This is a genomic window from Gardnerella sp. DNF00753 (genome assembly GCF_049244275.1).
Lineage (GTDB): Bacteria > Actinomycetota > Actinomycetes > Actinomycetales > Bifidobacteriaceae > Bifidobacterium > Bifidobacterium greenwoodii.
This window is the reverse complement of the sequence record NZ_CP058393.1, coordinates 367,742-388,401: the sequence shown is the minus strand read 5'-3', so window position 1 is coordinate 388,401 and position 20,660 is coordinate 367,742. Positions and strand designations below refer to the sequence as shown.

Here is a 20,660-nt window from a genome sequence, read left to right as displayed (position 1 = left end):
CACTAAAATCTCGCTGAAAAGGCGAAAAATCACCCCAAAATCACCCTAAAATTCACCACATGTGGCACAATTGAATACACCAATTGAGTACACGAATTGAGTACACAAGATACTTGCGCAATATTGACGCTACGCATGCATGTATGCAACCGGAGGAAACTTTGAAAATCGCTATTTTTACCGAAACGTATCCACCGTACATAAATGGCGTAGCAACACAGTCCTACATGCTCAAAAAAATGTATGAAGAGCTTGGTCACGAGGTGCTTGTGGTCACGGTAGGCTCCGAAAAACAGCGCAAAACCAAGCTTGAAGACGGCGTCGTCTATGTGCCTGGAATCTTACTTAAAAAGCTTTACAAGTATCGCGTGGCGCTTCCGATTGGCCACATGCGAAAGCAGCTGCCGCTTAAATTCAAGCCGGATGTTATTCATATTCAAAACGAATTCGGAATTGGCGAAATCGGCTTGGAAGTTGCGAAAAAAGAGCATATTCCTGTTATTTACACTCTTCACACAGAATACGATAAATTCCTGTTTTACATTGGTTTGAAGCATTTTACTGAGTTTTCGCGCAACCTTTCGGCGAAATATTTTATGCGATTCTCGAAAAATGCCACAATTATTACGAGTATGTCGGCTAAAGCACAGGCTTATATTGACCGTCAGAAGGTAGATAAAAAAGTTGTTGTGCTCAACAATGCCGTGGAATACAAGAAGTTTTTGCCAACGCCTGAACGACTTGCCTTCCGTAAATCTTTCCGCGAAAAATACGGCGTTTCGGATTCGACTAAGCTTTTCGTTTTCGTAGGAAGAATTGGTGCAGAGAAAAATATTTCTGAGCTTATTGACAACTTTATGTATTGCGATTTTCCTCGCGAAAAAGCACGATTATTTGTGATTGGCGGCGGCCCAGATTTAGAATCGTTGCGCGAGCGCGTAGCTTCTAACGGTTTTGACGATAGAATCTGCCTGCTCGGACCTATTTCACACACGGAAATTCCTAAGTATTTGCACGCGATGGACTACTACACAACCGCCTCGCTTTCCGAAATGCACTCGCTTTCTATGCTCGAAGCAATGGCTTCCGGACTGTTTGCGCTTGTGAAGCACGATGTGCCGAACGAAAACCAGATTATTAGCGGCCAAAACGGGTATCAGTGGGATACTCGCGAAGATTTTAAGGCGGTTTTTAGCAAGGTTTTGAATATGAGCGAGGCTGAGCAGGCTCAGCTTAAGTCGAATGTGCTTGAGTATTCGAAGAATAACGATTTTAAGAGTCAAGCGCTTGAGTTGCTTAAAATTTATGAGCGCGCAATTGAGATGAATAAGAAAGATCTCGCCGAAAAGAAGGCGAAGCGAGATGCAAGGCGTGCGCGTTTTATGCTAAAAAAGCGCGAGGATACTGAGGCGGAGTCTAAAGAGTCGCAAGAGACGCAAGACTAGACGCTCACACGCTCCAAACACGAGATAAATACCTCACGTTTGGAGCGATACACAACCCAAAACCCTCCAAATGCGAGATAAATTACCCACGTTTGGAGCGATACACAACCCAAAACCCTCCAAATGCGAGATGATTCTCTCACGTTTGGAGCGCAAAACCACGTCAAACCCTCCAAACACGAGACAAGTACCCCGCATTTGGAGCTATACACAACCCAAAACCCTCCAAATGCGAGATAAATTACCCACGTTTGGAGCGATTCACAACCCAAAACCCTCCAAATGCGAGATGATTCTCTCACGTTTGGAGCGATACGAAGGCAATAACGCTCCAAACGCGGTACAAGTTGCGCACGTTTGGAGCAATACGACACAAATAAACCGTTATCTCCCGCGGGTTAAGCATTAACGCAGAGGATCGATTGTCTGCTCAATCTCCTTGGCCGCTTCTGCCCCAGCCTTTGGAACATCAACTTCATGCACGCCAGAAATATCGTCAATAGACGCATTCTCGCTTTGCTTTTGAGCAGCCGCAACCTGAGCCGCACTAAATTCCACATACTTTCTTGGAACAACGTACACAGGCCTCGAAGAATGCTGCAGCAAGCCCTGACTAATCGAACCAAGCAAAAGACCAGTAAAACCGCCGCGGCCTCGCGAGCCAACAACCACAAGATCATGATTCAAGCTAGCCTGAGTCAGCGCATCAACAGCAGAGCCAGGCACAACAGTTCGGTGAATCTTCAAATCCGGCAAACGTTGCAAAATCGGCTTCACGCGCTCCTCAAGATCTTCCATATAAGATCCCATAACTGCAGTGTCTCCCTCAGCGCCCTGCACGCTTGGAACTGCGGAAATAACATCCAGCTCCGCATTCCAGCTATCTGCCAAATTAGCAGCAATTTCCAACGCTTTAAGACCCCACTTAGATTCGTCCGAACCCACAGCCACGCGCGAAATCGTGTTATTTAAGTGTATTCGCTGACCATCGTCGTCTGTGTAAGGCACAACCACGATTGGGCAATACGCGTATGCCGGCAACGAAGAGCTAGTTGTTCCAAGCAAACGCTCCGCCAAGCCGCCTTTACCACGGTTACCGATCACAATAAGCTGATAATTGCGCGAAAGCTCCACGAAAACCGACGAAGGGTCGCCTGTAACAATCAGAGTAGTTGCGTCAACGCCCTGCTCAAGCGCCACAGCCTTAGCTTTTGAAAGAATTTCTTGCGCATCGTGATGAGCCGCGTTATCGTCACCAATCGCAGTATAAGTAGCATCAAACGAAACCGCCGCATAACTCGGCAAAGAATACGCGCAAACAATTTGCAACTGTAAGCCTGCATGTTTTGCGTAATTTGCAGCCCACCAAACTGCCTTATAACTCGCGTGAGAGCCATCAACTCCAACTAAAACAGCTTTTTCGGGAATCATCGCCAACCTCCTCATACGGGCACTTGTGGCAGCAGCGTCACTTGTGCGCAAACGTATTTACTATTGTAGCGTAATTTTAGATTGATTGCTCGCAAGTTTTGCGATATATAACTACAAGACGCGACGAATAGAATATCCACCAGTGAAAACGTAGCGGATTGGATCGTACTTAGTGCCGGCAAGCTGGGAATTAATTACCATGCCGTTACCAACATAAATAGAAGCATGCTGACCGTTGGCAATAATATCGCCCGGCTGTGCTTGATCAAGGCTTGGGATTGGAGTTCCAACAGTTGCCTGCGCGCCAGAAGTACGAGGCAAAGAAACACCAACAGCCGCAAAAACGTACTGCACGAAGCCGGAGCAATCCCAGCCAGCAGGAGTTGTACCGCCACTGCGATACGGAACCTTACCTAAGAATTGCGTAGCGAAATTAAGCAAAGCCTCAACAGACTTACCGTTTGGCGGCACAATATTAGCCTGCTGAACAGGCTGAACGCCACCACGGTACTCAGAACGGCTTGCTGCAGCTTCATAAGCGTTTCGCGCGGCAGCAGCAGCAAGTTCGCTAGGAGTTTTAGTTTGAGGAACGTTTAAGCTTTCAATTCCACCCCAATGGGAGTTGGAATCTACATCAGTAGAGGTAGATTCAGTCAAAAGATCTCGACGCACACTCGACATCTTTGGGAATGAGCGCGTTGAAGTAACAGCCGCCTGCTCTGACGCATGCGAAGAATCTGCCATGGCAATTGGAGCCATAACAGCAAGCATTGAAGCCGCAGTGACTGCTGATGCAATAACTGAAAAAATCTTACTGTGATTTAACATACTTTTAGAAGTTTAACACTATGCTATTACATGCGCGTTTGGCGCACAATTTCGCGCTTTTGATAAGCGATTGGTAATAAAGATAGATAATAAAGATAGATAATAAGCTAATCAACAGCTTAGTAATACTTTAGTAGTGAATGAATTGATACTGAGAAAGCTGCTTTGCATCAAACTTACGAGAGAATGTTTTTCCGTGCAAAGAAGCGCCAGATTCCGAAGTTTCAATCGAACCGTCTGGATTAATCTTCTCAACAATTGCAACATGTCCGTAGAACGGATCCGAACCAGCCTGACCAGCGCGGAAAACCATAATATCTCCAACGTGACGAGGAGTGCGATCAACCCAATATCCGAGTCCGCGCGCAGAATCAGCCCACATGTTTCCGTTGCCAAAATGCGAACCAACAGGCAAACCAAGCTGAGACCTACGCACATACACCCACCAAGTGCACTGGCTGAACTCATACGCGTTACCGGTATCACCAGTTGCATGATTTGGATTAAAGCCCTTTGGCAATACGTCAAAGTCTTTATCCATAAGCAAAGCGACTTTAGGATTATCTGCAGCAGAACGCGACATTTCCGCAATATTAAAGCCAGAATCTGCACCCAGATTCCAAGAATCCGACTTAGAAGACGTTACAGAAGCGGTTCCAGGACGCGAACTTGCAGCGCTTCTTGCAGTCGAAATACCCAAAAGGCCGGAAATTCCCGAAGAAGCATAAGCACCGGAATTATTAGTATTTGCATCATAATCAGCGCGTGCAGCGTGTGCAGCATGAGCGGCATGAGCTGCATGTGAAGCATCGCCGGAGTCTGAGCCACTAGCGTTTTCAATAGAATCAACAGCGTTATTGATTGCATCCATAGAATCTGGCGAATCAAGCGAAGTGCGCTGGCTAGAGCGAGATACATTCAAAGCCGAAGAATCGTCAACGCTAGTTATGCCAGACTCAAGCTCTGCTGCGCGAGAATCAAAAGTATTAATTTTTGTAAGCGACATTGTTGCCGCAACAGCGCCAATCATAGCAATCATAGAAGTTGAAACAAGCAGGCGACGACGACGCTCATTAGCAAGCCTAGACAACCTGATTTCGCGACGGCTTTGCGGCATAATCTCTTGCAAACGCTCGGCAACAGCATCCGAAACCTCAACAACAGCACCATTGCTTGCTGAAAGTGCAGTTAAACGCTCACTATTGCGATTAGTTTGGTAAGAACGCGCGCCATGAAGGCCGTGATCCACGCGCGAAGTGCGAGAGCTATGCGAAGAAGTATTCAAAACGTGAGAAGTACGCTCACTGTGCGAACCGTGAGCACCATGCTCACCATGCTGTGCTACAAAAAGCGAAAGCGGCGAATAACTACGCCCTTTTGCCTTCGGAGCACCATGTGCAGCACGCTTCATACGAATCACTTTCTTACGTAAACTTTGCTTGTAAATGCTGTGAACATTGTGGATTTAGCGACACCCAACGCACGCCTTCCACAGACACATCTATTTAAGGTTACAACGTGGCGCGGATGTAGGAAACACTTATTGGAATCGCGCTGCGTAATCCTGTGCGCAATAACGTGCGCAATAACATACGAAATCGAGTGCGCAATAACGTGCATAATAACGTGCGAAATAACGTGCATAATCGCCCTGCATGATCTCGTGCGTAATTTTTAGACTCGACTCAGTTGTATGGTTAGAGTATGAAATTAGCACCTATAGTTAATCCAGATGCACGAAAGTCTACACCAAAGCCACTGCGCGTAGATTTGCGTAAGGTTTTTTCGATAGGTACAATAGCTTGGCTTATTGCAACAGTAGTTACGGTTATTATTGCGTTTTTGCATATTACTACTTGGTTTCCCGCGCTAGTTTGCGCAAGCGGCATGATTATTGGCGTTCTGCTTTTAATTTGGGAGCACTTTGACCGCTGGGATTATCGCCGGCTCGGAAAATAACTTATATTCGCGAAACTTAATTATTCGCGGAACTTAATTATTTACGAAACTTAATTATTCGCAATCGGCACAGCAAAACTAACTGTAGTCCCCTGACCTGGCCTGCTCCACAATGTAATACTTCCGTGATGCGTAAGTGCCACATGCTTAGCAATTGCAAGACCCAAGCCAACACCATCCTGACTTTTATTATTCTGATTGTGCGCGCGGTAAAAACGCTCAAAAATGCGCGACTGATCTTCTAAATCAATACCAACACCCCTGTCAACCACGCGAATTACAGCGTAACGACCGTCCGAAGAAGACGCGGCAGATATTGAAACGGTCGCATTTTGAGGCGAATACGTAATAGCGTTTTCAATTAACTTACGAATCGCGGCTTTAATCTGATCACCGTCACCACGCACGCGTAAAGAAGAATCAGCTTTTATCTTAAGCAAAACGCCGCAATTTTGAGCAAAAGAGTCAGTCCGATTTTTAACCGACTCAAGCAAATCTGTAACCGACAACAATTTAGACGCATTTACGTCAATAGGATTTTGCGCACGAACAAGCCACAGTAAATCTTCAAGCATATGCTCAAGTTTTGTGGAAGATTTATTTGCGATTTTCGCTATTTCCTTAACTTTTTGCGTAGAAACGTTAGCTTCCTGCAAAACTTTAGTAAGCTGAGTTAAGCTGCGCGTGGAATTTATTAGCTGATCAGAAACGTTTGCAATAAAGTCGTCTCGAGTTTGCGCAAAACGGTGAGCCGCACTCGTGTCCTCAATAATCAGCACAACCATACCGCCACCAACGCTACCTGCTGTAATATTCAGCCAATTTGGGCGCGAAATCGTAGTCGATTCTTCGGAATCATCCGCAATTTTATAACGCTCTGGAGTTGAAGTCACCAAAGAAAGACGCTCAAATCCCCCGGAATTGCGAACGGAATTAACAGCTTGAAGAACGCGCGGCTGACACAGCGAATCGTCAATAACAACGCCCAGCAAATAAGCTTCGGAGCTTGCACGAATTACGTCATTTTCGGAGTCGATTACAACAATCGGCATGTCGAGCATTGCCAAAACTTGAGACGCATCCGAACTTAGGTCGTCTAAATCGGCAAGATTTTCGGATTCGCGGCCTGAGTTGAGATCTGAATCGTAAGAATTGTAAGAATCGTAAGCATGATTAGAAGTTAAGCCGCATGAAATATTAACTCTTTTAAACGCGCGCAGCAAAAAACGCCACAACGGCGAAAACCAATCCGACGCAAAAACGCATAACGCAAGCACAACGCAAAGCGAGAGCACGCCAAACGCAATAAATACTACGGCTGAAGAATCAGGCATACTATTATAATCTCATATTTTGCTCACTTTGGTAACTCTGCAAATAAAAAGCGGCATAGACTACTCGCAGCTGAGCAGTTTCGGCCGCTTCGTTACTAGCGTCGTCTATAATTAGAAAGGGTGCGCACATAAAGCTTATTGCAACAATGAAAGGATGCACCATGCGAGTGATTTTCAACGAAGAAATGAAGGCCGTATCTGCAAACCTCGATCGCATGGCGGAACTTGTGTCGAAAGCTATGAACGACGCGGGAAACGCACTTGTGAACGCGGATTTGGAATCTGCGCAAACCGTTATTGACAAAGACGCAGATTTGGATGCTTTGGAAGCCAGCACTATTGATCAGTGCTTAACTCTTCTCGCGCGCCAAAACCCGGTTGCAACGGACTTGCGCGAAGTTGTTGCCACTATGCGTTTGGCGGCAACTTTCGAACGTATGGGCGATTTAACTAGTCATATTGCGCAAATCACTAGGCGAACTTGGCCAGAGTCCGCTATTGTGCAAGAAGCGCGCGAAACAATTGTTGCGATGATTGACTTCCTTCACGAGCTTTCAGGGCAATTAACTACCATGGTTGCTAATCGCGACATAAAAATAGCGGAAACCATTATTGCTGGAGATGACGCGCTAGACAAGCTGCATGAGGAGATTTTTGCGCTTGTTGAAGGTGAAAATTGGCACGGCACGCGCAGGCAGCTGATTGACATTGTGCTGCTGAGCCGCTTTATTGAGCGCATTGGCGACCACAGCGTTGCTGTTGCAAGGCAGATTGTGTTTATTGTTTCGGGATTTGATCCAACAAAGAAGCCTGAGCCAGATAAAGACACTGTGATTGCGTAGCGCTGATTTTGGTGAGCTGAGCGCGCGTTGATTTTAGTTCGTTGAGTGACATATATTAAGCAGCGTATAAGCGGCACATAAACAGTGCATATTTGTTATTCAAGATTAATATTTATACAATGCTATACCACTATATTTAGTAGCGCTCCCAATCCCCCACATCTAAAAACTAAATTATTATTCATTCAATACTCATTAGGGGGGGGGTATAAGAATTCTTGAAATATCGCAGATACGTTCAATCGCAAATAAAAAGAAACGGGTGAATTTGCAATACGCAACAAATTCACCCGATAGAGAAATTAGAAAGAAGATATTTATAAGTATACGATGCTAGTTAATATTACGCAAGTACTTTTATAATATTTTCTTAAATTTTCTTTTTAATTTTTCGCTAAGTATTAGCTAAGCCTTAAATAAGCCTTAAATAAGCTCGACTTAAGCTCACTTCTGGCCTTGAGCTGCAACAGCGGCAGCGCCGGCAGCAGCAGCTTCTGGATCCAAATACTCACCGCGAGGCTTGATTGGCTTGAAGTTCTCATCCAACTCGTAAAGCAGCGGAATAGCGGTAGGAATATTCACCTTGGAAATCTCTTCCTCACTCAAACCGTCAAGCATCTTTACGATTGCGCGCAAGCTGTTGCCATGAGCTGCAATCATCACGGTCTTGCCAGACTTAAGCTCTGGAATAATATCGGACTCCCAGTAAGGCGTTACGCGAGTCACAACATTTGCCAAAGCTTCAGTTTCTGGAACTGGATCGCCTGCGTAACGAGGATCGTTAGTCTGAGAATACTCGTCGTTTGGATCAATCTCAGGAGGCGGAGTTGCGTAAGAACGACGCCAAATCATGAACTTCTCATCGCCATATTCCTGACGAATCTCAGACTTGTTCTTACCTTGCAAAGCACCATAATGGCGCTCGTTTAAACGCCAGCTGCGACGAACTGGAATCCACAAGCGGTCGGCTGCATCAAGCGCGTAATTCGCGGTGTTGATAGCGCGACGAAGCAAAGAAGTGAACACGATGTCTGGAAGAACGTTCTTCTCTTTAAGAAGCTCGCCACCATGCTTAGCTTCCTCAACACCCTGCTCAGTCAGCGGTACATCAACCCAACCAGTGAACTGATTGGTCTTATTCCATGCGCTCTGACCATGTCGGAGCAATACTAATTTGTATGTCATAATTGCCTAGTTTATTCACGCCTTACGACGACAGTCACACAGCGCTCCAAAAGCGAGACAATGCTCTCACGTTTGGAGCAAATAACCACACCAAACCCTCCAAACGCGAGGAACTTACCTCACATTTGGAGCAAATAACCACACCAAACCCTCCAAACGCGAGGAACTTACCTCACATTTGGAGCAAATAACCACACCAAACCCTCCAAACACGAGACAATGCTCCCACGTTTGGAGTGCTGCGCAACAAACTCATCGCATACAAAAAGCCGCTGAACACTAAATAGCATTCAACGGCTTTATCTACTAAAAATTATCAACTAGCGAAGAGGCTTCACAAGTGGGAACGTAATCGTCTCGCGAATAGTAGCGCCCGTAAGAGCAATCAGCAAGCGATCAATACCCATGCCCATACCGCCGGCAGGAGGCATGCCAACGCCGAGAGCCTCAATGAAGTCCTCGTCAATATCCATTGCCTCAACGTCGCCAGCCAAAGCATCCTTAGCCTGAGCCACAAAGCGCTCGCGCTGCACAACAGGATCGTTAAGCTCGGAGTAGCCGGTTGCAAGCTCAAAGCCGCGCACGTACAAATCCCACTTCTCAACCATTCCAGGCTTCGTGCGGTGACCCTTAACAAGCGGGCTGGTCTCCACTGGGAAGTCGCGCACAAACGTTGGCTCGTAAAGCTTATCCTCGTAGAAGTGCTCCCACAAGTGCTCAACCAACTTGCCGTGATTCTCCACGTCGTCGCGCTCAACGCCAAGCTTGTCTGCAATCGCACCCAAATGCTCAACGGAAGTTTCCGGCGTAATCTCCTCACCCAAAGCCTCGCTAAGCGAGCCGTACATTGTAATCTGCTTCCACTCGCCACCAAAATCGTACTCTTCGCCATTAAGCAAAGTCACCTTGGTAGAGCCGAAAGCGTCGATAGCAGCCTTCTGAATCAGCTCCTTAGTAAGAGCGCCAATCGTATCGTAAGTACCGTAAGCCTGGTAAGCCTCGAGCATTGTAAACTCTGGAGCGTGAGTTGCATCCACACCTTCGTTTCTAAAATCGCGGTTGATTTCAAACACGCGGTCAATGCCACCAACCAAGCAGCGCTTCAAGAAAAGCTCCGGAGCAATACGCAAATAAAGATCAATGTCGAAAGCGTTCATGTGAGTTGTGAACGGACGAGCAGCAGCGCCGCCGTGAACCGTTTGCAACATTGGGGTTTCGACTTCCAAGAAGTCGTGACTGTCGAAAGTGCGACGAAGAGAAGCCACAGCGTGAGAACGCCTGCGAACCATATCGCGAATCTTCTCGTCCGCAATCATGCCAATATAAGGCTTTCGCGTACGAGTATCGTCGCTTAATTCCTTGTGCAAAGCTGGAAGCGGCTGCAAAGCCTTAGCTGCAATCGACCACTCTGTTGCAAAAACGGAAAGCTCGCCGGTCTTGGAAGAAATCACGCGACCACGCACGTAAAGGTGATCGCCCAAATCAACCATCTGCTTAAAGCTTTTAATGGATTCTTCGCCGATTTCCTTCTTGGAAACCATGGCCTGAATCGTAGTGCCGTCACCGGCAGAAAGCTTAACGAAGCACAAGCCGCCAGCATTACGCAAGAAAAGCACGCGTCCTGCAATACCAACCTCGGTATCGGTTTCTTCGCCGGCTTCAAGCTTGCCGTCAAAATCAGCACGAACTTTTTCAATTGTGTCAGTAACGTTAAGATGCACCGGGTAAGGCTGCACGCCTTCCTTAAGAAGCATCGCGCGCTTAGCAACGCGCATCTGTACCTGCTCCGGGTGCGCAAGCGGACCAAACTCTTTATTGCTTGGGTCGATTGCTTCGTCCAGAGTTGCGCCTTCGTTTACGCGCTTAGCGATTGCCTCGTCCTGCGCGAGTAACATTTCGGCATGTTCAACAGTGTCGATTTCGTTGGTAGTAGCTGTTGCTTCGTTTTCTGCAGCATTTTGCGCGGCAGATTCTGCGGCATTTTGCGCGGCAGACATTGCAGTATTGGTGTCAGTCATAAACGCTTATTGTAGCCAGTAGGTAATACAGATGTAAGCGTTTTGAGTAGGTTTTATTGCGCTATTAGCTTGATTCGGGCGACCATTTTTGCAGAAAACGAGCGTTTTTGTAGAAATATTTATATTTTTCTGTTTTCGAAAGAAAAATGCTTTTTTAGTAAAAATTTTTATTATTTTATTAAGATATACAAAATTATTTACGAAAAGTAGGATAATTTTGCAAATATTGCGGTGTGGGCGAAGTGCGCGCGGAGTGAATGCGGAGTGAATGCAGAGTGAATGCAGCCGCAAAATGACACAAGCGAATTTTTATAAAAATTTTTTATAAAATTTTTCGAAAAACTGAGAGAGATGCGTGGAAGCGACACACATTGCTGATTTGTAGAAAGTTTACGCTAGTATAACCAAGTTGTCGAAGTGTTGCGAGACGTGCGAAGTGCGTAACGTGCGCAACGTAAGTAATCGCAAAGCTGTTTCTTAATCAGCACAATCGACATCGGGCTGTAGCGCAGTTTGGTAGCGCGCTTCGTTCGGGACGAAGAGGCCGCGGGTTCAAATCCCGCCAGCCCGACTTTTGATTTTTGAAACATCTGCCGGAAATTAGCCGGAAATTTGCAGGCAAATATAGGGGCCTATGACCAATATTCCGAAAGAATGCGAATATTTAGTCTATAGTTCAATTCAAAAATTCTATTCTACTTATGAGTAAATTACTTCTGATATTTCAAATCAAAAAGCATATTTCTTGGATTTTTAGGCAAAGATACAAAACCAAGTTTTTTATACCATTCTATAAGATCATCATTTAGCGCTTGCGTATACAAAAACCTGCAACCAATGTTAACAGAATGCTCGCGCGCTCTTTGTATTGCCTCTTTAACAAGCAAACTTCCTTGTGCTTGTCCTTGATATTCCTTATTTACTGCTAATCTTCCCAAAAGCACGCATGGGATATTGCCAGATAAGTTAGTATCATTCTTTGTTTGCTGAGGTATTACACGATGCTGTAAATAGTACGACGATAAAGTAAAAATGCCGATTATTGTATCATTATCGTCTAATGCAACATGCACAGCGCAGCTACTTTCTTCTTGCTGTTCAAGCGCGTCACGATGCACCCACATGTCGAGTTCAGGTTCGTCACAATGAAACGAATCTAAATCTATCGAATAGTCAAGATTGATTATATGAGTCCACAGTTTCACTGGCATTATTTTCCTGCAATCAGATTCTCGAGGAATTTTGCATCTTCGCTACTGATAAATGTTCGCTTTGACACATCTGCAAGATTAGGCACAGGCGCTGCAGACTTAATTTCATTTGCTTGAACCATCGAGTAAAACTCAAGCATACTATCAGTGGTAATAGTATCGTTCAAGTTAGCTTTTGACCATGGTTCTTCTTCATGGCTCATCTGCTCAAGCATGTCACCTAAATGCTCATCATCTTTATTGTCATACAAGCTGAGAACGCGATCAATAACAGAACGATCTTCTCGAGACACTTTTCTACTTTCGCCATCAGGTATTTCCCTAGGGAAAATATAGCGGCGTCCCTTGCAATATGTTGTAAAAATATCTTTTACTACTGGCCCATGCTTCCAAGCTATAATTGGGTCATCAAAAAGTGGTCTATCTTGAGCTACAAGCATCCATGCTTGAACATAATATAAAAGCTTTTGCAGCGCGAAAGTCGTCGTCATATGATTACGTGCTTCGCGGTGCTCAAGTATATACTTGGCTACATCTATCGCTCTAGTCATTGTAATCATCCTCTTTTTTCTTATTACCCTTCATTTCTTATCGTATCAGACAGTATGCAAATTTTGCATACTGATTAATCTGCAAGCATTAACGCAATTAGTCATAAGACATGGAAGACTGTTTACAACGTGTGAAAAATACGTAAAGCTAGCACGCAGGAGCGCGCATAGGCGACATAAACTACTCGCGACTGAGTCATTTTGGTAGTAATCGCGCGCGTAGACGCACTCTAAGCGAGCTGCTCATCTGCTTCTCGCCGACAATCTGCTACTCTTCAACAATCTGATTCTCGTCGACAATCTGCTTCTCGTCGCGCTTCTTCCTCATCTTATATCCCAAAACGAAGCCGATAAGCAGCATAATCAGCCACGAAATAATCAATCCCGCAACTAAGCCGCCGGTTTCCAACCACGAATACTTGTTGCCGTTTTGATAAGACGCAGCGTTATTTTCCGACTTTTTTGCCGAGCCGGCGGAATTGCGCGAATTTGCGTCAGATGGCGAAGTTGGGCACACACATTTGCAAGTTCCGTCGTTGCCATTTAACTGCTTTTGCGCGCCGGAATTGGCGTCATTAGCGAGATTATTGCGATTACGCTTGGCTACCCCACGACGAAGCGCGTTATTTTCTGAATCATCGTTTTGAATTGATTGAAGCGGATTCTGTGGCGCATTATCAGGCTCATTATCAAGCGGATTAAACGGATTTGAATCCGGGTTCGAATCCGGAGTAAAATCCGGATTAATATTCAAATCTGGATTCGGCGTCGGGGTTGGAGAAGGCTGCGGGCCAGGCTGCGGCTGCGGCTGCGGCTGAGGCTGCGGCTGTGGCTCCGGCGTTGGCGGCGTTGGCGGCGTTGGTGGAACAGGTGGCTTTGGCTTTGGCTTGTGCTTCACATCAGCCGTAAAAGTGATGTCAAAAAGCGAATGTATAACCGCATCTTTAATATCTTTATCTTGGATACTCGAAGGATTTGCACGACCTTTAAGCACATCATTACTTACGTTTACCTTTACATTTCCATTAAATCCTGCATTCTTAATGAAAATTCGTTTTTTATTTACAAAATTAACATCGTCAAATATTGGCGTTAAGAGTTGTTGCCACTTAACAGTGTCCCCATCAACAATGCCAAGAGATTTCTTAATCTCATCAAAAGTCATGACTGATTTATAGCGAGAATTATCAGCTTCTTTAAGAAGATTTTTCAACGCATCAATCTTACTATTCTTAGATTCACGAATAAGTTTAGCAGTGTAAGTTAAACCAAGATCTTCCGCCTGCAAGGCTAGTTTTTCTTTATCAGCATCTTTGTTAGCAGGGTTACCGCTTAATTGAAGATCTTTACCAGGAGTGTATTTATGCATGCAATTCACAAACTCTGTATTCTTATCTAACGTATAATTCCTACCTAACGTATGATTTTGACCTTGCAATGCGTCAGTAATACAGGTAATTGTGTTATTAGGATTTTCAGCGTTCCCAACTTTGCTGTCAAACGTAACTTTAATATAATCGCGAACCCAACGAATATAGCCAGTATTCGACGTATAATCATTAGCTACCAAATCAATATTTTCCCCAGGTTTAACAGCAGATTTACCCTTGGATTTACGCCATATGCCATCAGGAAAAATGGAAGTATTTTTATTATTAGCATCCGTAGGCAACGTAAGATCTCTTAGTCCAGAATTTTTAAACATGTCGGAAGTTGCAGAACAAGGATCTTCCTTTCCATGTTTAACTGACCCTTGTGGGAACTTCCACTTACTTAAATCTAAAGACTTAACTCCGCTTCTCAAAAACATTGCAGACATATCTATAACGCTACTTGTGTTCCAGTTGTCAATGCCCGCAATAGTTTTCAAACTTTGAGTATTGTAAAACATGCCGTACATAGTCTTAACGCTGCTAGTATTCCATTTTTCAACACCCGCAACAGCTTCCAAACTTTGATTGTTTGCAAACACTAAAGACATATCTCTAACGCTTTTAGTATCCCAGTTATCTAAACCTGTTACACTAGTGAGGTTAATATCGTTTTGGAATAATTGACTGATATCTGCTAAAGTACCAGAATTTGCTTTAAACAACTTGGCACTAGTTAAACTATTGCACTCATAGAACATCGCCCAAGCATTTTTAATCTTAACGTTTTGCCAACCACTTAAATCAATGTTTTTAAGTTTTTTATCATTCGCAAACATAAAACTGGTATTAGTAATGCTGCTCATATCCCAATTCGTAATTCCATCAACAGTTTCAAGGTTTGTGCATTCTGCGAACATTGATTGTAATGAGTTGTCTTTGATATCATCCGCAAATTTTATATGATCCAAACCAACTACTTTTTGGAGACCAGCGTATCCTTGGAACATACTTTCTGCGCAATCTAATGTCATATCTTCATCTATGATAATAGTCTTTATTTGATCCTTAAGAGCATCAAAGCCAGGTCCACTATAATTTCCATCCGAAGTTCCGAAAATACTATCGAACTTACCCGAACCCGTACCATATCCAGTATTCCCACCATAAACAGGCTTCTTTGGATCAATAGGTTTCAGATGTATCGTATCCCACGTACCAGCAATAATAAGCCACTTAAGATTACGACCAGGTAGTTTAATCCATTCTTTGTCATCTGCATCATCAGCAGACCGAGTTGAACTACTAGAAGTACTTGAAGCCGAAGCCCTACCCGAACCCGCACCAGCCGAACGAGCGGCACTTTTTGAGGCTTTGGTAGCAGACGCGCCGGAAATCGCGGAAGAAGTGCGCGATGTGCCAATCATACCGACTGCGCTTGTGATTGTTGGCAACGTCATTGTTACTGACGCAATCACAGACGCGCAGATGGCCACAATTTTATAAATCCCGCTTTTATTCTTCACGCTCTTATTGCTCATTTATCTTCCTGTTCAATCAGCAAAATACACACTCTCAATATCTATGCTAGCCAGTAAAAAAAAAAACGGAAGAGCAGCGCAAAAATAAGTTAGCGCGCGCAGATTGCATACTGCACCAGTGTCTCATTTCATTAGTTTTCGGACACTAGCGCAGAAGCGAGCGCGACATAAACCACTAACAGACGAGCAGTTTTGGTCGGGTCTCGGCTGTAAAGCGGCAGTTTCTTTACATGGCTGTAAAGTTAAAGTCGATTGATTGAACGAGCGCAATAGCAAGGGGGCTTTGATGCAGAACGCTGCGCAGTTTTATAGCGAGCTTGACGAAATGTTCGCGAATCACGTGGGCGCTGACGCGATTGAATCGTACCTTTTGCGAAAACTTGCCGAAGCGCAGGCAGCAGCCGAAACATCCGCGGCAAACGAAGAAGCCAATCCCCTGCAGCTTTCAATTCTCAACGAACTCATGGGATTTTACCGTTCGCGCGGAGAGCACACAAAAAATCAGCCGATAATAAATCACGCTTTAAATCTGGCCGATTCCATGCACCTAGCTGGCACCGAAGCTGGCACAACCACGCTAATTAACGCCGCCACAAGCCTTCGCGCGGCAGGCAGCTACAATCGCGCAGAAGAAATATATTCTCAAGCTATTAAAGAATCATCGAAAACACTAAAACCAAACGATAGAAAACTCGCTGCCCTTCACAACAATCTTTCGATGCTTTATAGCGAAACCGGTCGCACGAGTGAGGCAATTGAGGAGCTTAATCAGGCGCTTGAGATTTTGCAAAATACGAGCACGGATCCTGATCACGACATCGATATTGCCGCCACGCACACGAATATTGCGCTTGCTATGTTGCAGAAGTGCTCACAAGAACGAACGCAAGAACGAACGCAAGAACGCACACAAAAGTCAGATGCAAATACTAACGCGGTTCATGTTAGCAATATTCTTGAATCCGCTTTTAAGCACGCTTCGACCAGCGTTCGCATGTACGTCACTGGAAATAACGAAAATCAACCGCACTACGCTTCTGCTTTGGCAGGTTTTGCGCAAGTTCAGTGTGCGCGCGGCGAGTACGCTCAGGCGTCGGAAAGTTACAGTAAAGCGCTTGATTTGATTGCGAAATGTTACGGAAAAGATAGCGAATCTTACGCGATTACAGCGGAAAATTTGCAGCAGACACGCAAGTTAGCAGAAAAAGTTACGGCGACTGGCGCGGCGAATGTGATTCAATACGATTCTGAAAAGTCGCAAGCAACCGATGAGCAACAGCCAGAGTCAAATAAAACCATAAAATCAATCAAAACTGTAAAAACAGAAAATAATCCAAAAATAAAAACCGGCATGCAACTATCGCAATCATACTGGCAAACTTACGGAAAGCCGTTACTCGATCAGCCAAAATTCGCGAAATACAAGAACCGCATAGCTGCAGGATTAGTTGGTCACGGTTCGGAATGTTACGGTTTTGACGACGAGATTTCGCGCGACCACGATTTTGGTCCCGGCTTCTGCTTGTGGCTCACCGACGAAGATTACGCGGAAATTGGCGCGGATTTGCAAGACGCTTACGACGCACTTCCGCGAAAATACGCCGGTTTTGACTCTCGCAACGAAACGCCGCGCGCCAAGTCACGCGAAAGTAGCAAGCGCGTCGGAGTGTTCAGCATAAGCGAATTTTTCGAAAATCTAACCGGCTTCCCCACTGCCCCAACCGCAAACGAGCCGCACTTATGGCTATCACTAAGCGAGTCAACTCTTGCCGCAGCGACGAACGGCAAAATTTTCGCGGATCCTCTTGGCGAGTTCTCAAAAACGCGCCAAAGTTTCAAACTCATGCCGGACGACGTGCGAATCTCACTAATCTCCAGAAGACTTGGCATGATTTCGCAAGCCGGCCAATACAATTTCCCACGCATGATTGCGCGCAAAGATGCATCCGCCGCGTGGCTTTCTATAAACGAATTCGTGCGAGCAACCGCTTCCATTGTTTTTCTGCTCAACAATCCCGTAAATGCAGGCTACTTGCCGTACTACAAGTGGCAGTTTGCGACATTGCGAAAGCTAAGCAATCGCATGGCTTCTAGGCTTCCGGAAGTGTGTGGAAAACTTGAGTCAGTAATGCGACTTTCTTCCGCTGCTTGCTTTGGTGGCGACGGCTCCGGCGGCGACGGTTTTGGAGAAGGTGGCAAAGGAGCGGGAATTGCGCAAAAGCAAGTTACGCAAATAATTGACAGTATTTGCGAGGATATTGTGCGCGAGTTGCAATACGAGGGCTTAAGCGATTGCGGCGAAACTTTTTTGGAATGGCAGCGGCCGTACGTTGAAGCGCATATTAATTCGCGCGCTTCGTGCTTAAGGAGCTTATGATGTGCGATTTATCAGCAAATACGGAAACGCAAAATCCAGAAGCGCAAAATTTGGAAGCGCAAAATCCAGAAGTGCAAAATCAAAAATCAGAAAAGCTTGCGGAAGAAATTACAAAACTCGAGTGGGATCAGTTCCAGCTTACGCAAAACGAGGGCGGACGCGCGAATTGTCAAGGAAACTGGCCAACTTTCCGCATTATGCGCATGAGTCAATTTTTGGCGTGGCCGCTGGATTTGCAAGAGTCTTATAAGCAGGATCTTGAGCGCGCGAATAGCGACGGCCGCAATTTGATTACGGAAAAGTATGCGCGAATGATGGAGTCGACTGCGACGGAAATTTTTGAGCGCACGATTAAGCCTTATATTAAGCCGATTTTAGAGCCTAGAAAAAGTTCGCAGGAGCAGATTATTTTAACGCAAGTTGAGTGGGCTGCGGATTTTCGCAATCGATACCCGCATTTGGGTCTTGCAATGCGCGCGCTTAAAACTAGCGAGGATACGGCAGAAAATACGTCTTTTGAAACGTATTTGCGAGGCGAATTAAGCACGTATTCTGACGCAACTTTCGCAAAATACCAGCGTTTTGTGAATAACTTGCGCGCGGAAAATATAAATCTTACGCAAATAATAATTGCGAATACTGTGCGCATGTATGGCTACGATTCGCTCGAAGCTGCTGAGAGCGCGCAATAAACCGCGAGCGTTTTCAGACTCTAACGCAGATTACAAGCGACAAGCACTACGTATGTTGCTAACATTATTCTAATCTGATAAAATTTCAAATAGTCCCTCGAATAGTCACCCGCTGGTGCGCGTTTCTTTACATAACGTAATGAATAGAGGGACTGTAATTTTTTATCTGTTATTCTCGAAATCAGTACAGAAGTTATCTGTTATTTGCGGCAAAAAATTTTGCAGATTAGCAAAATTTTATTTGTCATCTGTAAACACCCAATACGTTCCTAACGGCTTATTAGTCCTATAAGCAAAAGTATTAAAATGCGCTAATGCTTTTTGGTTACCAGTTTCTAATTTTGCGTGAACAGCTCCAGCGGTCATATCCGCCAATTGAATCATTGGATTGGTTTTTGAATCAACAAAATCAACCTTACTTAATGTTCCTGGACATACTTTATTAACTATATTCATTAGATAATCTGCATCAGGAATAGAAAAAGCGCGAGTATCCTGCCCATCAATATACAAAACACATTCCCTGACCGCCCCAAATGTGTGCGTAAAAAGCTGACGTATCATATAACTTTTTAGTAGCCTAGGATTACTTAATAAATTTTTACTACGAATTTTAGTTTTGTCTGCAATAATTACTCGTACGTGATAATTGGCTAATTTCATGCAATCAAAAAACACATCTTTAAGCTTAGGATGCGTTTTATTATATTTAAATTCTCGATCATACTTATGAAAGAATTCACCATTTTGTTCCTCACACCTTGCTGTTTCCATCAACTTCCAAGCATGAGTAATGTCTTCAATAGTATCGAAAATACATGCTGCTATCACGACATATCTCGTTGAACCTCTGTCGTATTTAAACCCAGAGTCACCAGAATCATCTATATAAGCAAACATAAATTAAACTATACAAAATGTACATGAATTGTAGATTATGAATTTATGAATTTAAAATAGCTTTCGCAGTTTTAATCGGGTTATCGCACACTTTCATGCTGGTTTTACGCTCACGAACAATGCTTTCATGCGTTACGCAAACGCTGCGTAACACTATCTCTAATTGCAGTACTTTTATTACTACTGTTATTCATCGAGAATCTCCAAAATATCGTCAACTTGCAGAAGAATACCAAATTGTTTGGCATATTCGCGCAATCTATGTACGTTTTTATTAGGATTCCTCACATACGCACGCAAAGCCTTACCAAATATCTCTGAATCCTGACGCCTACGATTCCTAACCAAATCGCAGATAGTGCGCTCCATATCACAAGACATCACATAATTACCAATAATTGTACGCACCCTTGTAACGCCAATTTTATACCATTCTTTCCTAATTTGATGCACTTCAACATCATTTTTTATACGCCATGTGTTATAACCCTGACATACCGTAACTTCGTTTATAAACGGCATGCGATCTGTAAGATTATGCAAATACAAAGCAGTTTGGTAAGAGTATATGCAAGCTTTATTGCGAAGTTGGAAAAAATAAAGTTCATCGTAATTATTTGAATTGCTATCAAAATACACACCGCGCGCAACTCTTTCCAAATCATTATTTTTGACCATGCTAGTTAGATACCAAGAGTCAATTCCTGCGGAAGAAACTTCTTTTGCTGTGATGATACCGTTATTTTTCTTAACAATTTCTTTAATCGCACTAATATTTGTTATCTTTTGATTTGCTGTTACTTTTACCATCACATACCAACCTGCTCGAACCATTTTACGAATAACAAAAGCTTATTAAAAACTTGCTTTTGTGCTTTATTATTATATAAATAACGCACGAATACAAGTAAAAGTTAACTATAGACTCATAGCGATAACTTTGATTCAGCCGAGCGCGCGCAGATTAGAATGCCAA

The 20,660-nt window shown here is 44.3% G+C and carries 16 protein-coding genes and 1 tRNA gene; 6 read left to right on the top strand and 11 right to left on the bottom strand.

The features are described 5' to 3' along the window. Positions 1–143 precede the first annotated feature (143 nt). Entirely contained in the window at positions 144–1,445 is a 1,302-nt protein-coding gene (locus HXT33_RS01695) for a glycosyltransferase (protein ID WP_421787302.1), read from the top strand. Between the two features lie 405 nt (positions 1,446–1,850). Here the strand turns inward: HXT33_RS01695 and HXT33_RS01690 are convergent, their stop codons facing one another. The 3 genes from HXT33_RS01690 to HXT33_RS01680 form a co-directional block, all read right to left on the bottom strand. Continuing rightward, complete coding sequence (locus HXT33_RS01690) at positions 1,851–2,876, bottom strand: universal stress protein (RefSeq protein ID WP_004137025.1); 1,026 nt, start codon at positions 2,874–2,876, stop codon at positions 1,851–1,853. A 111-nt stretch (positions 2,877–2,987) separates the two neighbouring features. Beyond that, positions 2,988–3,704, bottom strand: a complete 717-nt coding sequence (locus HXT33_RS01685) for a C40 family peptidase (RefSeq protein WP_421787300.1) — start codon at positions 3,702–3,704, stop codon at positions 2,988–2,990. A gap of 130 nt (positions 3,705–3,834) precedes the next feature. Then, the gene (locus tag HXT33_RS01680; RefSeq protein ID WP_421787298.1) at positions 3,835–5,115 is read right to left on the bottom strand and encodes a CHAP domain-containing protein; all 1,281 of its coding nucleotides are present in this window, start codon (positions 5,113–5,115) and stop codon (positions 3,835–3,837) included. Positions 5,116–5,408: 293 nt separating this feature from the next. On the opposite strand from HXT33_RS01680, the gene HXT33_RS01675 reads away from it, so the two are divergent. Beyond that, on the top strand, positions 5,409–5,663 hold the full coding sequence (locus HXT33_RS01675; RefSeq protein WP_004128796.1) for a DUF2530 domain-containing protein: 255 nt from the start codon (positions 5,409–5,411) through the stop codon (positions 5,661–5,663). A 50-nt stretch (positions 5,664–5,713) separates the two neighbouring features. On the opposite strand, the gene HXT33_RS01670 is transcribed toward HXT33_RS01675, so the two are convergent. Continuing rightward, a complete protein-coding gene (locus HXT33_RS01670; protein WP_421787296.1) occupies positions 5,714–6,997 on the bottom strand; it encodes a sensor histidine kinase in 1,284 nt (427 codons plus the stop codon). A gap of 161 nt (positions 6,998–7,158) precedes the next feature. On the opposite strand from HXT33_RS01670, the gene phoU reads away from it, so the two are divergent. Beyond that, positions 7,159–7,839 carry a phosphate signaling complex protein PhoU gene (phoU, locus tag HXT33_RS01665; protein WP_421787294.1) on the top strand — a complete coding sequence of 227 codons (681 nt, stop codon included), beginning with the start codon at positions 7,159–7,161 and terminating at the stop codon, positions 7,837–7,839. Between the two features lie 444 nt (positions 7,840–8,283). Here phoU and HXT33_RS01660 read toward each other — a convergent pair whose 3' ends face one another. Together HXT33_RS01660 and lysS are read right to left on the bottom strand one after the other, a co-directional pair. Then, positions 8,284–9,024: a phosphoglyceromutase gene (locus HXT33_RS01660; RefSeq protein ID WP_004128801.1), complete on the bottom strand. Its 741-nt coding sequence runs from the start codon at positions 9,022–9,024 to the stop codon at positions 8,284–8,286. Between the two features lie 320 nt (positions 9,025–9,344). Then, a complete protein-coding gene (lysS, locus tag HXT33_RS01655; protein ID WP_421787292.1) occupies positions 9,345–11,042 on the bottom strand; it encodes a lysine--tRNA ligase in 1,698 nt (565 codons plus the stop codon). 497 nt (positions 11,043–11,539) lie between these two features. On the opposite strand from lysS, the gene HXT33_RS01650 reads away from it, so the two are divergent. After that, positions 11,540–11,613, top strand: a tRNA-Pro gene (locus tag HXT33_RS01650). Between the two features lie 139 nt (positions 11,614–11,752). Here HXT33_RS01650 and HXT33_RS01645 read toward each other — a convergent pair. From HXT33_RS01645 to HXT33_RS01635, 3 genes are all read right to left on the bottom strand, one after another. After that, a complete protein-coding gene (locus HXT33_RS01645) occupies positions 11,753–12,253 on the bottom strand; it encodes a GNAT family N-acetyltransferase (protein WP_415682755.1) in 501 nt (166 codons plus the stop codon). Beyond that, a complete protein-coding gene (locus HXT33_RS01640; RefSeq protein ID WP_180964331.1) occupies positions 12,253–12,804 on the bottom strand; it encodes a Panacea domain-containing protein in 552 nt (183 codons plus the stop codon). The genes HXT33_RS01645 and HXT33_RS01640 overlap by 1 nt, the downstream gene beginning before the upstream one ends. Before the next feature lie 268 nt (positions 12,805–13,072). Continuing rightward, positions 13,073–15,715: a BspA family leucine-rich repeat surface protein gene (locus tag HXT33_RS01635; RefSeq protein ID WP_421787289.1), complete on the bottom strand. Its 2,643-nt coding sequence runs from the start codon at positions 15,713–15,715 to the stop codon at positions 13,073–13,075. Between the two features lie 286 nt (positions 15,716–16,001). Here HXT33_RS01635 and HXT33_RS01630 point away from each other — a divergent pair, with 286 nt between their 5' ends. Beyond that, on the top strand, positions 16,002–18,092 hold the full coding sequence (locus tag HXT33_RS01630; RefSeq protein ID WP_421787287.1) for a DUF4037 domain-containing protein: 2,091 nt from the start codon (positions 16,002–16,004) through the stop codon (positions 18,090–18,092). Then, positions 18,089–18,784 (top strand): DUF4125 family protein, encoded by a 696-nt coding sequence (locus HXT33_RS01625; protein ID WP_421787285.1) that lies wholly within the window; start codon positions 18,089–18,091, stop codon positions 18,782–18,784. Before HXT33_RS01630 ends, HXT33_RS01625 begins: the two co-directional genes overlap by 4 nt. Positions 18,785–19,021: 237 nt before the next feature. On the opposite strand, the gene HXT33_RS01620 is transcribed toward HXT33_RS01625, so the two are convergent. Then, entirely contained in the window at positions 19,022–19,684 is a 663-nt protein-coding gene (locus HXT33_RS01620; protein ID WP_421787283.1) for a DUF3800 domain-containing protein, read from the bottom strand. 186 nt (positions 19,685–19,870) lie between these two features. Continuing rightward, entirely contained in the window at positions 19,871–20,494 is a 624-nt protein-coding gene (locus tag HXT33_RS01615) for a type IV toxin-antitoxin system AbiEi family antitoxin domain-containing protein (RefSeq protein WP_004137003.1), read from the bottom strand. Positions 20,495–20,660: the final 166 nt, after the last annotated feature.

What these genes read in the sequence shown, in the direction of transcription:
- lysS (WP_421787292.1), bottom strand. Translation starts at nt 11,042, where the DNA reads ATGACTGACACCAATACTGCAATGTCTGCCGCGCAAAATGCCGCAGAA.
- HXT33_RS01680 (WP_421787298.1), bottom strand. Translation starts at nt 5,115, where the DNA reads ATGAAGCGTGCTGCACATGGTGCTCCGAAGGCAAAAGGGCGTAGTTAT.
- HXT33_RS01615 (WP_004137003.1), bottom strand. Translation starts at nt 20,494, where the DNA reads ATGGTAAAAGTAACAGCAAATCAAAAGATAACAAATATTAGTGCGATT.
- HXT33_RS01695 (WP_421787302.1), top strand. Translation starts at nt 144, where the DNA reads ATGCAACCGGAGGAAACTTTGAAAATCGCTATTTTTACCGAAACGTAT.
- HXT33_RS01690 (WP_004137025.1), bottom strand. Translation starts at nt 2,876, where the DNA reads ATGATTCCCGAAAAAGCTGTTTTAGTTGGAGTTGATGGCTCTCACGCG.
- HXT33_RS01630 (WP_421787287.1), top strand. Translation starts at nt 16,002, where the DNA reads ATGCAGAACGCTGCGCAGTTTTATAGCGAGCTTGACGAAATGTTCGCG.
- HXT33_RS01625 (WP_421787285.1), top strand. Translation starts at nt 18,089, where the DNA reads ATGATGTGCGATTTATCAGCAAATACGGAAACGCAAAATCCAGAAGCG.
- HXT33_RS01635 (WP_421787289.1), bottom strand. Translation starts at nt 15,715, where the DNA reads ATGAGCAATAAGAGCGTGAAGAATAAAAGCGGGATTTATAAAATTGTG.
- HXT33_RS01620 (WP_421787283.1), bottom strand. Translation starts at nt 19,684, where the DNA reads ATGTTTGCTTATATAGATGATTCTGGTGACTCTGGGTTTAAATACGAC.
- HXT33_RS01645 (WP_415682755.1), bottom strand. Translation starts at nt 12,253, where the DNA reads ATGCCAGTGAAACTGTGGACTCATATAATCAATCTTGACTATTCGATA.
- HXT33_RS01660 (WP_004128801.1), bottom strand. Translation starts at nt 9,024, where the DNA reads ATGACATACAAATTAGTATTGCTCCGACATGGTCAGAGCGCATGGAAT.
- HXT33_RS01685 (WP_421787300.1), bottom strand. Translation starts at nt 3,704, where the DNA reads ATGTTAAATCACAGTAAGATTTTTTCAGTTATTGCATCAGCAGTCACT.
- HXT33_RS01640 (WP_180964331.1), bottom strand. Translation starts at nt 12,804, where the DNA reads ATGACTAGAGCGATAGATGTAGCCAAGTATATACTTGAGCACCGCGAA.
- HXT33_RS01675 (WP_004128796.1), top strand. Translation starts at nt 5,409, where the DNA reads ATGAAATTAGCACCTATAGTTAATCCAGATGCACGAAAGTCTACACCA.
- phoU (WP_421787294.1), top strand. Translation starts at nt 7,159, where the DNA reads ATGCGAGTGATTTTCAACGAAGAAATGAAGGCCGTATCTGCAAACCTC.
- HXT33_RS01670 (WP_421787296.1), bottom strand. Translation starts at nt 6,997, where the DNA reads ATGCCTGATTCTTCAGCCGTAGTATTTATTGCGTTTGGCGTGCTCTCG.